The sequence below is a fragment of the Xenorhabdus sp. TH1 genome, assembly GCF_037260955.1.
GTDB classification, from domain to species: Bacteria; Pseudomonadota; Gammaproteobacteria; order Enterobacterales; family Enterobacteriaceae; genus Xenorhabdus; species Xenorhabdus griffiniae.
The window spans coordinates 2,957,981-2,970,224 of the sequence record NZ_CP147734.1 but is presented as its reverse complement, the minus strand read 5'-3'; the positions used below and the strand labels follow the sequence as shown (position 1 = coordinate 2,970,224).

Here is a 12,244-nt window from a genome sequence, read left to right as displayed (position 1 = left end):
TAAACCAACGAGGTTTATACCAATCTAACTTCAAGATCCGTGCGATGTCTCCCCGCTTTGCGGAGGAGACATCAAGGTTTCATATCGTGTTATAAATTGCAACTTAAAGTTTAATGTGTATATCAGCGGTCATTTGACCAGATATTATCAGGCAAATTCTTCTCTTAACTTGGGCAGGATCTGATCGCCAAAAATCTTTAATCCTTTTATGTAATCGGGGAAAATCAACATAACGCCATCCAACTCACAAGTACGCATTAAATTTGTTATTTGCTTGTAGCAGGTATCTGGTGTACCGATGGCAGTATGAGTCATAAAGGCGTTTTGGGAGCGTTCTATCATCGCATTGCATTTCCCATCCGTATCGACGCCAAAACTATGCATCATATTTTTGACCGCTTCCACATCCAAGCCTTGGCGATAGAACTGGGCGAGGGTTTCAGCATAGGCATCTGTTTCAGCGCAAATGACGGTACACATGCAGAATGTCTTAGCGGTTGTGTTGTATTCAGCAGCGATACGCTTTGCGGTTAAACTGATATTGCGCGTTTCAGTCTCATCTTTGCCACCGATAAAACAAACATCGGTGTGACGTACACTGAAACGCAGTCCTTGTTCGGATTGGCCGGCACAAACGAGATAAGGGTAAGGAAGGGAAAGGGGTTTGGGTTCAGAAACGCACTGTCTTAAATGAAAATAAGTGCCTTCATGATTGACTTGTTTCTCACGCCAAAGTCGTTTGATCACCTGAGTCCACTCTTCAGTCATGGCGTAACGCTGGTCATGGTTCAAACTATCATCCCATGCACCCATTTGTTCAAATTCATCTTGGAATGAACCGGAAACAATATTCAGCCCCGCACGTCCCTGACTAATATGATCCAGCGTGGCGATCATTTTGGCTGTAACCGCCGGATTATGCAGCCCGGCATGAACCGTTGCGATTAATTTTGCGCGGTGGGTCACTTCGGCAATGCCCGCCATCATGGTGACGGATTCAAGCGAGCAGCCCCAATGATCGGTTTCACCACCAAACCCGCGCCATTTTCCCATGGACATAATGAAATCAAGGCCAATCTGGTCGGCCAAAATAGCAGCCTCTCGGTTCTGTTTATAAGACGCATCCAGTAGTGGTGTGTTTTTGGATATGATCCACCCACCTTTGGCGATGGGTAGAAATACACCGAACTCTTTCTTTGACATCGCTATTTCCTTGTTTCTACGTTATTTCAGTTCATATTTACCTTATTGAGTAAATTGGGTGTTTTCAACCGCGGGTTTTCTCATTTTATGAGCAGGTGGTTTCATCATTAATGTTACGATAAGAACAACAAATACGGGAATAGCAATAATCAGGAATGCAGAGGTAAAACTGCCTGAATAATCTTTGATGGCACCGGCGAAAAAAGGCGCCAGACAAGCCAGGGTGGATATCAGGTTCATGATAGAAAACAGTTCCAGATAAGGCTTGCGGCCAAAATAGTTAGCCAGCAATACACTGGATGCAAGGAAAGTCATGCCATATCCCATTCCGACACACAGTGTGAATGCAATCAAGAATGGCCATGACGAGGCGATACTCAGTGCAATCAAGCCAAGTATAATAATAGACAGGCTGATAATCAGTAACTTTTTCGGTTCTACCCACTCTCCAACAGCACCACCGGCTAAGCGGGAAAAGGCATTGATAAAAGCCATCGTGCTCAGTAACCCTGCGGCGATAGCTTCGCTGAAACCATTTTCGATGATATGAGCAACTGCAAAACTGTTGACGGTAATGCCACACCACAAAAATGCGGTATAAGTGGCAGCAATCACATAGAACTGCCACGTCCGCAGTGCTTGATGTGCAGTCCAGCGTTGCTTAGTGCGATAAATGCTGGGTGTATCCTGATTGTTATGTTTCTGGTTTATTGCCTTGGCGTGGGCGATTTCCCGTTTACCTTCCTGAAGAATAATAATCGTCAGGATGACGAAAATGGAGAGGATAATCGCGGAAATCATCCAATGCATTCGCCATGTTCCCCAAATACGAGTTGCCAGAAAGTAGATCCACGGGCCAATTACCCCACCTAGCCCACCGATTGTGAAGTAGAAACCAAACGCAAGGGATTGTTTCTCATATAGCCGTGAAATCACATAAGTGCCCGGTACTGTCGCCAGAAAAGTAAAACCGATACCCATTAAAGCCGTACCGATAAAATAGGATGAAATAGCGTATGTGTGATAAAGGCTATAGAAACCCGCCAGAAAAATCAGCAGGCCGGTAAACAGGGTAAAACGAACACCAATTTTACGAATAAATATCGTTGGCAGAAAACTGGATAGCCCGCAAGTCAGGCCGAGCAGTGTGAACCCTAACCCCGCATTTGTCCAACTCCAGCCCAGTTCATTAATCATACTCGGCAGGACAACACCTAATGACGTAAAGGTTGTTGCTGTGGATAGAAAATAGACCATGCCTAAAAGTATCAGCAAAAACCACTGATAAGTACGCCCGAATTTGTCATGTTGAATGGACATTGTGACTCCATCAAGGATATAAACGATTAAAAGCGGCACTATTTTATGTGTTTATTAGAAAAAGCTGTATCGAATAAACACACCATAGCTAAATTGATTGGTATGAAAGCCAGGCGTATCTTTTATTTTGTACTTATTTTTGACGGGATTCACGACAACCCCAGTCCACAGATGGCCGGTTTGATAGCCTAATTTTTTGCCTAAGTCATAATGCAATTCGGGTTTGAAATCGATCATTTCAGGGTTATCACCTAATCCCAGTGTATAATCGAAAGTGCCTACAATGCGGAAATCGCCCAATTGATTCCTGAAAGGAATACCGTAATCAATATGGATACGCTGATCGTTCCAGTTTCCCTTAGCATTATTTTCAAAATAAAAGATAGTGCGCAACCAATTGAATCCGCCGACTTGCCAATCAAAGCTGATACCAGGGAAATAGTCGTATCTTACGTTTTTGGTTTTGGCTATCCATTGGGCAAACAAGACATCTTTTAATGGGCCACAGGAGAGGTCATACCCTGTGATTTTGCTGGCACTAAGCCTTGGTACAAACTTATAGTAATAGGTACTTTTGTCGCCTTGGTAATCGTGTTGCAGCGAATTTTGCCAAATACTGTAAACATACATATCGCCAATTTTGTAATCACCAAACGCTTCCACAATTGGGGAAAGGGTTTTTTGAGGGGCAACTTTATTCTCAAATTGGAAGTAAAGGCTGGTATCAATTGATTGAAAATTGACAAAGTTGTTTGCGTGGGCGTAACTGACAACAAATAACAATAAGATCGGAGATAAAGCCATCCTAATCATAAGGTCTTTCAAGTTGTTGGTAAATCGCAAGTGATTTCTCCTTTCACATTTATGACTTGGCGATGGATAATAGCATCCTCTTAACAGGGTAATTTTGTCAAAAAAATTCTCTCTCGAGAATGAAAACAAATTGAAGCTATTTTTCATATAAATGGGAAGGTAAATAATTTTTCCTTATAAAATAGATATATTTTTTTAATTTACCTAAGATGTTATTGAATATATACGAATGCAATTTTAAGTTGCAATTTATAACATTAAATGAAACCTGATTTCTCCCCGCTAAGCGGGGAGAAATAACACGCATATTGAAGTTAGATTGGTATATTAATATGCCGATATTCATCACAATTATTTAATTGCTTTTAAATAAAATAATTAAATTATGATAAAAGTATTAAGATTGAAATGATTTGATATAAAGTAGAAGAGGGTAATTATGTATACAGGTATTGTACAAGGAAAAGAAAGGGTATTATCGCTCAATAAAAATAATGGGTTTAGCACACTGATTATTAGCAATAATAATCATTTTTTTGATGATGTTACAGTCGGGGCCAGTGTTGCGATTGATGGTACATGCCTGACTGTTACCCAATTTAGTGGCGATAGCGTTTCTTTTGATATTTCTGACTTTACTGCCGATACCACCACATTAAAGTTGCTTTCCATGGGAGATGAAGTCAACATTGAACGCTCACATCAGATGCATAAAGAAAATGGCGGACATAATCTTTATGGGCATATAGAAGGTATAGCAGAAGTGGTAGAGTTTACTGTGACTGGTGAAACTTATCGGTTAGTTATTCGGATACCTCAAGACAATATTAACTATTTTTTCCTGAAAGGTTTTATTGGATTACATGGTTGTAGTTTAACCATTAATGGCATTGATGAAGAAAATAAGACAATTGCTTTAAACCTGATCCCGGAAACATTAAGAATGACCAATCTCAGTAAGATTAAGGTCGGTGATTTCCTTAATTATGAAATAGATCAAACGACAAGAACTATCGTGGATACACTGTCCCGAACGCTATCAAGAATGCGATAATCGCTGACCGGGCTGGAATGGGAAGTGGTAGTTTATGTTAATCGTTACCACTTCCTAAAATAACCGATTAACTTAATTTATCTTGTGCCCATTTAAGACTGCTTTGATATTCTGCTGGCAATAGCGAGGCTAATGTTTGCAACGTTGTTTCCAATGTCCCTTTATCTGCATGGATAACATTTAAGTGACCTACCTTACGTGCAGGACGAACATCTTTTTCATACCAATGTAAACGAACCAGCGGCAAATTCAGCCATGCGGGATTCACCTCTGTGCCGATCAGATTGATCATAACGGATGGTGCAAAGATTTCTGGTTGTGGCATAGGAAGATTCAAGATCGCCCGCAGGTGAAGTTCAAACTGGCTGATAGAAGCACCGTTTTGCGTCCAGTGGCCGCTATTATGAACCCGTGGAGCCAATTCATTGATCAGCAAATTATCACCAATAATAAAACACTCCATCGCCATAACACCAACATAATTCAGGTGATTCATGATGCTGGATAGCATCTGCTCTGCTTGCTGTTGAAATGGCTTATCGGCACTATTATCAGGTAAAGCAACACTGGTACGTAAGATACCTTCCTGATGCAAATTGTGAGTCAGAGTATAGAAGACTGATTCACCTTTGGCATTACGGGCTCCCACCAGCGAGACTTCTCCCGAAAACGGAATACCCTGTTCTACAATACATTCACCGTAAATTTCAGGTGGAAGCGTTGTTTCATCACCTGGGCGGATACGCCACTGACCACGCCCGTCATAGCCCCCAGTCCGTCGCTTGACAATAATAAAATCGCCTAATTCTGCAAATAGTTGTGGCCATTGTTCGGGAGAGGAAAGCAGTTTCCACGGTGCGGTTGCCAGACCCAACGTATCCATGAGCTGTTTTTGTGGCAAACGATCCGCCAGTTGCGGAAAAATCTCACGATTGATAAAAGCCTGATGATGAGCCAGTTCGCGGGTTAATGCGGTTTCGGGCCAACGTTCAATTTCTGCGGTGATCACACTGCTTTGGTAAGGCACTGCCTCTGGTTCGGCATCTAACCCGACAGGATAAACAGCGATCCCCAACGGTTCACCGGCTTGACGCAGCATTCTGCCTAACTGACCATTTCCCAATACACAAACGGGCTTCATGCATCCTCCCGTGGATCTGGATTATCCAGAACAGCCTGGGTTTGCTCACTGCGCCAATCTGATAAACGTTGAAACAGTGCACTGTCATGCAACGCCAGCACTTGCGCAGCCAGTAATGCGGCATTTGCGGCTCCAGCCTTGCCGATAGCCAGTGTACCAACAGGAATGCCCTTTGGCATTTGGACGATAGAATACAGGCTATCAACACCGCTAAGCGCAGCGCTTTGTACAGGAACCCCAAACACAGGCACTAAAGTTTTGGCTGCCAACATTCCTGGTAGATGTGCTGCCCCACCTGCGCCCGCGATAATGACATCAAAACCGTTTTCTTTCGCTTGTTCTGCGAAACGAAAAAGTTTATCTGGCGTTCGGTGTGCCGAAACAATTTCAACATGAAAAGGAATGGCGAGATCGGTCAGGATATCGGCTGCATGTTGCATGGTTGCCCAGTCACTTTTAGAACCCATGACAATGGCGACTTTGGCGTGGTTTTGGGATTCTATTTCTGTTGGAAAAGTCATTGTAGGAGTAATAGCTAGTGTGGGATCAGAGCTGGACGTCATAAATCGGATGCTCCTGTATTGGGTGTCTACCAGAACAAAGATGAAATTTTAGATGGCGGATCATATCATGCCAATAGCATGAGGAAAACGTTTGCGTCGTTTGATTTATCGATTTTTACAAAATAAGCAAGTTGCTTAGAAAGAGAAGGATATCAATTCAATAGCCGTTTCTGTAACTTTGAACATCGAACCTTGCTCATGCCAGGCCCCTAATACACCGCGATGCACGGTCTTATCGCCAATCTGAATATCGTGTATTGCTGGACGATGAGTATGCCCGTGAATGATCCAATCTGTTTGATATTTATTAAAATGCTCAATAACAGCCTCTTGGTTGACATCCATAATAGACGCGGATTTTTGGCTGTTGGCATAGTGGCTACCTGCTCGCATTTTGGCTGCAATTTTTAAACGGATAAATAAAGGGAGAAACAGGAATAGCCGTTGTATCCACGGAGTATGTACCCGCTTACGATATTGCTGATAGTTGATATCATCGGTGCATAGCGTATCGCCATGCAAAATCAGAATACGTTTACCATGCAACTCCAGCACTTCTTCCTGTGGAAGCAGAATCAAACCGCTCTCTCTGGCAAAACGGGAGCCGAGCAAGAAATCACGATTGCCATGCATGAAATAACAGGGAATACCTTGTTGTTTCAGTTCATTAAGGGCCTGGGCGATTTTGGTATGCAATGGGTTGGGATCATCATCACCAATCCAGTAATCAAAAAAATCACCGAGAATATAAAGACTTTCAGCGTGGATTGCATCTTCACGTAAAAAACGCAGAAAACCGGCAGTAATTGCCGGCTCTTGTTCACTGAGATGCAAATCTGCAATAAACAGTGTACTCATGTAGCGTCTAACAGTAATTATTCGCCAACAGTGACACGTTCAATGATCACATCTTCATGTGGTACATCTTGGTGCATACCGCTGCGACCGGTGGAAACACCTTTAATTTTATCAACCACGTCCATGCCTTCAACAACTTCGGCAAATACACAGTAACCCCATCCATCTGGACGCTCTGAACGGAAGTTCAGGAAATCGTTATCGACAACGTTAATGAAGAACTGGGCAGTTGCAGAGTGTGGATCATTGGTGCGTGCCATAGCGATAGTGCCACGGCTGTTTTTCAGTCCATTGTTGGCTTCGTTTTTGACAGGAGCCTTAGTTGTTTTCTGCTTCATACCTGGTTCAAAGCCACCGCCTTGAATCATGAAGCCATTGATAACACGGTGAAAAATAGTGTTGTCATAAAAACCTTCCGAGCAGTAACTCAGGAAATTTTCAACAGTTACAGGTGCTTTATCAGAGAAGGTTTTGATTACGATATCGCCAAAGTTGGTGTGGAAAGTCACCATAATAGAAATCCTAGTAATAGTTTTGATTGACCCTGTATTTAGGGGATTCGGAACAACCGTTGTTATATCATATCTCAGATTTTGAGTCAGTATTCTGAGACGTATCAGAACAAGGCGGTTTATGGCACTTGCAAAGCATTGCATATCAAGGTGAAATACTCGTCTGGCTTTTCTATATTCTCATTTATTTATCTTGCTGATAAAGAAGCCTATAATCACCCAATTCATTTGATTTTATTACACGTACATTAATTTTTACGGAAACCCACTGATGCTAAAAATTTTCAACACTCTCAGCCGTCAAAAAGAAGAATTTAAGCCGATTCACGAAGGAAAAGTGGGCATGTACGTGTGTGGTATCACCATTTATGACTTGTGTCATATTGGTCATGGCCGAACATTTGTGGCATTTGATGTGATTGCTCGTTACCTGCGTTATCTGGGATATAATCTGACGTATGTCCGTAACGTCACTGACGTGGATGATAAAATTATTAAACGCGCCATCGAAAATAATGAAAGTTGTGACGATTTGACCGCACGCATGTTGGCAGAAATGCACAGCGATTTTGATGCATTGAATATCTTGCGCCCGGATTTAGAGCCTCGTGCAACGCAGCATATCCCAGAGATCATTGCCATCACGGAAGAGCTGATTAAGCGCGGGCACGCTTATGTTGCCGCTAATGGTGACGTCATGTTCTCCATCGACACCAATCCTCATTATGGCCTGCTCTCCCGCCAGGATTTGGAGCAATTACAAGCGGGTGCCCGTGTTGAAGTGGCAGATGTAAAACGTAACCCGATGGATTTTGTATTATGGAAAATGTCCAAACCAGGCGAGCCGAGCTGGGAATCTCCGTGGGGAGCAGGACGTCCGGGTTGGCATATCGAATGTTCCGCCATGAACGGCAAGACGCTGGGTCACCACTTTGATATCCACGGTGGCGGTTCTGATTTAATGTTCCCGCATCATGAAAATGAAATTGCCCAATCCACTTGTGCCCATGATGGTCCTTACGTCAATTATTGGATGCACTCCGGCATGGTCATGGTGGATAAAGAGAAGATGTCCAAGTCATTGAACAACTTCTTTACTATCCGTGATGTGCTGGAATATTACGATGCTGAGACCGTGCGTTATTTCTTGTTGTCCGGCCACTATCGCAGCCAGTTGAATTATACGGAAGAGAACCTGAAACAGGCGCGCACATCCCTTGAACGTTTGTATACTTCTCTGCGTGGCACGGATAAATTCGCCCAACTTGCTGGTGGGGAAGCGTTTGAAGCTCGTTTCGTTGAAGCAATGAACGATGATTTCAATACACCAGAAGCGTATTCAGTCTTGTTTGATATGGCGCGTGAGCTTAATCGTTTGAAGACCGAAGACATGGTTGCGGCTAATGGTCTGGCGGCAAGGTTACGTAAATTAGCAGGGATCCTTGGTCTGTTGGAACAAGATCCAGAACACTTTTTGCAAGGCGGAGCACAGGCGGACGACGATGTTGCCCGAATTGAAGCATTAATCAAACAGCGTAACGATGCCCGTAAAAACAAAGAATGGTCATTGGCTGATGCGGCGCGCGATCAGTTAAATGAAATGGGAATTGAGCTAGAAGATGGCCCACAAGGAACAACATGGCGCCGTAAATAATCGATTTTTGCTTTTTTGATCACCAGAACCGCCCCTTAGATGGGCGGTTCAGTTTTTAATGTCTTTACGCTTTCTTAGCGAGATTTTTTAGTTGTAGTTTTGGTTTGTATAAATGAGCGGAATAAAACCGACAAATTTATTGATGACTGCTTAAGTGCTTAGGATAGAAAGCATTTCCAGCGTGATACGTGACTTTTCCAGAAACCGCATCTCGTTTCATGGCAACGAAAGAAGAATGGCTCAGATGTTCTGGTATTTGATGAGTGTTATCACTGGAAGCAGGATTAAGAAGAGAAATTTTTACTCTGCGTTTAGAATTACTTAATTTATAAGGCAAACCTAACAACCTTCTTGCAGCTCTATTACTTAACATAATTAACTCCGTTTCAGTTGTACATAAGTTTCCCAGTATAGCGACTTATTAAAAAATTGATATGATTGTTTATCAATATATCGTCAATGTCACATATTTTTCGAATAAAAACAGATAAATCCGTAGCCAGAAAAAACAATATCTGCCAATAATATTGATGTTATTATTGACATCATATTATTTAATTTTATATATCACCTTGTACTGGTTTATACCAATCTAACTTCAAGATGCGTATGATTGCCCCTGCGAAGCGGGGGAAACATCAAGTTTCATATCGTGTTGTAAATTGCAACTCAATGTGATTGTTTATATCTCCCCGCGTAGCGGGGAGATAATAATAAGACGCATCTTGAAAGACGATTGGTATATATAAAATAAAAAAAACAGTACCTTGTATATTAAGGTACTGTTTTTCTGAAAAGTATTAGTGGTAATGTTTACCTATTGAGTTATGCTTCAACGCGAACAGATTCGCCATTAAAGGCAACAACCTTACCGGCAGTAATTTTACAGCGTTTACGCGTTTCGAGTTGGCTATCAACCTGAACCAAACCTTCTGCAATCACGGTTTTCGCCGCAGCACCACTTTCACACCAGCCTTGAAATTTCAGCAAATCACATAACTCGACATAAGGGTGACCATCTAAATAAAAAATTTCCATCAATAACCTTCAGTTATATCCACATCATGATATTCCTCGCAAGCTTGCAAGGTATTTTGAATCAATGTTGCAACGGTCATTGGTCCGACACCGCCAGGTACGGGGGAGATCCAACTTGCGCGTTCGGACGCCTTATCGAAATCAACATCACCAATGACTTTGCCATTTTCCAGCCGATTGATACCAACATCAATCACAATTGCGCCCGGCTTAATCCACTCACCAGGAATAAAGTTGGGTTTACCAACCGCAACGACGAGTAAATCCGCTTGTTCAACATGCTGACGTAAGTTTTTGGTAAAGCGATGCGTTACAGTAGTTGTACAGCCTGCCAACAGCAATTCAAGGCTCATAGGGCGCCCAACGATATTAGAAGCGCCAATAATAACGGCATTTAGCCCATAGGTATTGATATTGCATCGTTCAAGCAGAGTTACAATTCCACGGGGAGTACAAGGGCGCAGTTTAGGGGCGCGCTGGCACAAACGGCCGATATTATAAGGATGGAAACCATCCACATCCTTATCGGGATGAATGCGTTCCAGTACTTTGACATTATCAATGCCGGCAGGTAAAGGGAGTTGAACCAAAATACCATCGATTTGCGCATCGGCGTTCAGGTCATCTATCAGGGAGAGTAATTCGGCCTCGCTGGTAGTATCAGGCAAGTCATAAGAGCGGGACATAAACCCGACCTCTTCGCAGGCGCGGCGTTTGCTGGCGACATAAATTTGAGAAGCTGGGTTTTCTCCCACTAAAACGACGGCAAGACCTGGTGCTCGTTTTCCGGCGGCAACGCGCTGCCTGACTTTTTCTGCAACTTCGTTTCTGATTGTCTGCGCAATCGTTTTCCCATCAATAATTTTTGCTGACATGTATTTAAGATTCCACTATCAAGTATAGGAATGGGGACTATTTTGTCAGAACATGAACCGCCTGTCAGTTTTATTAATAACCATAAAATGAACATATGAGCGAAAAGGGCATTGACTCATTCCATTATGCCCGTATAATCCGGTGCTGCGTTAAGGCATTAATAATGTTCCTTATTCTATATCCCCTAATGCGCCCTTAGCTCAGCTGGATAGAGCAACGGCCTTCTAAGCCGTAGGTCACAGGTTCGAATCCTGTAGGGCGTACCATCCATTCATATCGTAACGTCTTCCAAAGTCTACAAAACCCCAGTAAATCCGCAGTATTAGCCTTTTCCCGTTCTCCTGTAGTCTAGTAAGGTATATTGAAATCTACGATCAGGGGCACATTTAGGGGTACATTCAGGTTCAATGAAGTGAGATACCCCCAAGTGAAGCTAACAGCCCGACAGGTGGACACTGCAAAGCCGAAAGAAAAACCCTTAAACTTGCAGATGGTGGCGGATTATATCTATTGGTTAACCCTAATGGCTTTCGCTATTGGAGGTTAACGTATCGGATCGCAGGCAAAGAAAAATTGCTCGCGTTAGGGGTATATCCTGAAATCTCCCTTGCCGAAGTTCGAACCAAGAGAAATGATGCGCGGCGGACGCTATCGGATGGTAATGATCCGATAGAAGACTTCCTTATTGCTTTGAGAGGTTATAGCTGAAGCCAGCTAACTCAATAGCAACATGTTTATTGATGAAGTGGCGCACTGATTTTGGTCACTGTCGTAAAGGTAATATTCTGACCTCAACAATCAGACAGGTGACATAATGAAAAAAAGTTTCAGCCCAGAATTTGCCTTTATCTCAATCACAAATTATATAGCGGGTTATTATAGTTAGTTCCGGCTCCATTGGTATAACAGTGGGTTGACACCCAAGGAATCAGAGCGATTATTTGGGGGAATGCTAAGTTTGTGACCAATTTTTATTGACCGCTTCAGACCATAGATTTTTATGCTATCTAAAGAATATAGTAACACTTCCTGACCTGTGTATTTGAAATTCTACAATATTTCACAAACCTGTTGATATAGTACGCCATATATTGAAAAGAAAGATGAACATGAAATATGAATTTTCTTATTATTTTTATGGAAAATTTCAATAGGTAGATAAAAGTTTAGATACATTTCCAATAAAAATTTTTATATCGTATTTATATTACA

12 protein-coding genes, 1 tRNA gene and 1 pseudogene are annotated in these 12,244 nt (G+C 42.4%); 4 read left to right on the top strand and 10 right to left on the bottom strand.

Going from position 1 to position 12,244, the window contains the following annotated elements:
• Window positions 1–147: 147 nt before the first annotated feature.
• The 3 genes from WDV74_RS12960 to WDV74_RS12950 are packed head-to-tail and all read right to left on the bottom strand — an operon-like array spanning window position 148 to window position 3,366.
• The gene (locus WDV74_RS12960; protein WP_338883187.1) at window positions 148–1,203 is read right to left on the bottom strand and encodes an LLM class flavin-dependent oxidoreductase; all 1,056 of its coding nucleotides are present in this window, start codon (window positions 1,201–1,203) and stop codon (window positions 148–150) included.
• Between the two features lie 42 nt (window positions 1,204–1,245).
• Window positions 1,246–2,523, bottom strand: coding sequence for an MFS transporter (locus WDV74_RS12955; RefSeq protein WP_338883186.1), 1,278 nt, complete (start codon window positions 2,521–2,523; stop codon window positions 1,246–1,248).
• A gap of 54 nt (window positions 2,524–2,577) precedes the next feature.
• Window positions 2,578–3,366 (bottom strand): outer membrane protein OmpK, encoded by a 789-nt coding sequence (locus tag WDV74_RS12950; RefSeq protein WP_338883184.1) that lies wholly within the window; start codon window positions 3,364–3,366, stop codon window positions 2,578–2,580.
• Window positions 3,367–3,775: 409 nt separating this feature from the next.
• On the opposite strand from WDV74_RS12950, the gene WDV74_RS12945 reads away from it, so the two are divergent.
• Window positions 3,776–4,390: a riboflavin synthase subunit alpha gene (locus WDV74_RS12945; RefSeq protein ID WP_338883183.1), complete on the top strand. Its 615-nt coding sequence runs from the start codon at window positions 3,776–3,778 to the stop codon at window positions 4,388–4,390.
• A 67-nt stretch (window positions 4,391–4,457) separates the two neighbouring features.
• On the opposite strand, the gene purK is transcribed toward WDV74_RS12945, so the two are convergent.
• The 4 genes from purK to ppiB form a co-directional block, all read right to left on the bottom strand.
• On the bottom strand, window positions 4,458–5,531 hold the full coding sequence (gene purK, locus WDV74_RS12940; RefSeq protein WP_338883182.1) for a 5-(carboxyamino)imidazole ribonucleotide synthase: 1,074 nt from the start codon (window positions 5,529–5,531) through the stop codon (window positions 4,458–4,460).
• Complete coding sequence (gene purE, locus WDV74_RS12935; RefSeq protein ID WP_223281696.1) at window positions 5,528–6,052, bottom strand: 5-(carboxyamino)imidazole ribonucleotide mutase; 525 nt, start codon at window positions 6,050–6,052, stop codon at window positions 5,528–5,530. Before purE ends, purK begins: the two co-directional genes overlap by 4 nt.
• A 177-nt stretch (window positions 6,053–6,229) precedes the next feature.
• Entirely contained in the window at window positions 6,230–6,952 is a 723-nt protein-coding gene (gene lpxH, locus WDV74_RS12930) for a UDP-2,3-diacylglucosamine diphosphatase (protein WP_189759619.1), read from the bottom strand.
• 17 nt (window positions 6,953–6,969) lie between these two features.
• On the bottom strand, window positions 6,970–7,464 hold the full coding sequence (gene ppiB / locus WDV74_RS12925; protein ID WP_338883181.1) for a peptidylprolyl isomerase B: 495 nt from the start codon (window positions 7,462–7,464) through the stop codon (window positions 6,970–6,972).
• 271 nt (window positions 7,465–7,735) lie between these two features.
• On the opposite strand from ppiB, the gene cysS reads away from it, so the two are divergent.
• Window positions 7,736–9,118 (top strand): cysteine--tRNA ligase, encoded by a 1,383-nt coding sequence (cysS, locus tag WDV74_RS12920; RefSeq protein ID WP_338883180.1) that lies wholly within the window; start codon window positions 7,736–7,738, stop codon window positions 9,116–9,118.
• 136 nt (window positions 9,119–9,254) lie between these two features.
• Here the strand turns inward: cysS and sra are convergent, their stop codons facing one another.
• The 3 genes from sra to folD form a co-directional block, all read right to left on the bottom strand.
• Window positions 9,255–9,491, bottom strand: coding sequence for a stationary-phase-induced ribosome-associated protein (sra, locus tag WDV74_RS12915; protein WP_338883179.1), 237 nt, complete (start codon window positions 9,489–9,491; stop codon window positions 9,255–9,257).
• 452 nt (window positions 9,492–9,943) lie between these two features.
• Window positions 9,944–10,156, bottom strand: coding sequence for a ribosome-associated protein YbcJ (ybcJ, locus tag WDV74_RS12910; protein WP_338883177.1), 213 nt, complete (start codon window positions 10,154–10,156; stop codon window positions 9,944–9,946).
• The gene (gene folD, locus WDV74_RS12905) at window positions 10,156–11,031 is read right to left on the bottom strand and encodes a bifunctional methylenetetrahydrofolate dehydrogenase/methenyltetrahydrofolate cyclohydrolase FolD (protein ID WP_338883176.1); all 876 of its coding nucleotides are present in this window, start codon (window positions 11,029–11,031) and stop codon (window positions 10,156–10,158) included. Before folD ends, ybcJ begins: the two co-directional genes overlap by 1 nt.
• 190 nt (window positions 11,032–11,221) lie before the next feature.
• On the opposite strand from folD, the gene WDV74_RS12900 reads away from it, so the two are divergent.
• Together WDV74_RS12900 and WDV74_RS12895 are read left to right on the top strand one after the other, a co-directional pair.
• A tRNA-Arg gene (locus WDV74_RS12900) sits at window positions 11,222–11,298 on the top strand.
• 161 nt (window positions 11,299–11,459) lie between these two features.
• A pseudogene (locus WDV74_RS12895) lies at window positions 11,460–11,701 on the top strand (Arm DNA-binding domain-containing protein); the annotation flags it as partial.
• Window positions 11,702–12,244 lie beyond the last annotated feature (543 nt).

Bases quoted from the DNA above. Each gene is read 5' to 3' on its own strand.
- WDV74_RS12960 (WP_338883187.1), bottom strand. From the start codon at position 1,203: ATGTCAAAGAAAGAGTTCGGTGTATTTCTACCCATCGCCAAAGGTGGG.
- WDV74_RS12955 (WP_338883186.1), bottom strand. From the start codon at position 2,523: ATGTCCATTCAACATGACAAATTCGGGCGTACTTATCAGTGGTTTTTG.
- WDV74_RS12945 (WP_338883183.1), top strand. From the start codon at position 3,776: ATGTATACAGGTATTGTACAAGGAAAAGAAAGGGTATTATCGCTCAAT.
- purK (WP_338883182.1), bottom strand. From the start codon at position 5,531: ATGAAGCCCGTTTGTGTATTGGGAAATGGTCAGTTAGGCAGAATGCTG.
- purE (WP_223281696.1), bottom strand. From the start codon at position 6,052: ATGACTTTTCCAACAGAAATAGAATCCCAAAACCACGCCAAAGTCGCC.
- lpxH (WP_189759619.1), bottom strand. From the start codon at position 6,952: ATGAGTACACTGTTTATTGCAGATTTGCATCTCAGTGAACAAGAGCCG.
- ppiB (WP_338883181.1), bottom strand. From the start codon at position 7,464: ATGGTGACTTTCCACACCAACTTTGGCGATATCGTAATCAAAACCTTC.
- cysS (WP_338883180.1), top strand. From the start codon at position 7,736: ATGCTAAAAATTTTCAACACTCTCAGCCGTCAAAAAGAAGAATTTAAG.
- sra (WP_338883179.1), bottom strand. From the start codon at position 9,491: ATGTTAAGTAATAGAGCTGCAAGAAGGTTGTTAGGTTTGCCTTATAAA.
- ybcJ (WP_338883177.1), bottom strand. From the start codon at position 10,156: ATGGAAATTTTTTATTTAGATGGTCACCCTTATGTCGAGTTATGTGAT.
- folD (WP_338883176.1), bottom strand. From the start codon at position 11,031: ATGTCAGCAAAAATTATTGATGGGAAAACGATTGCGCAGACAATCAGA.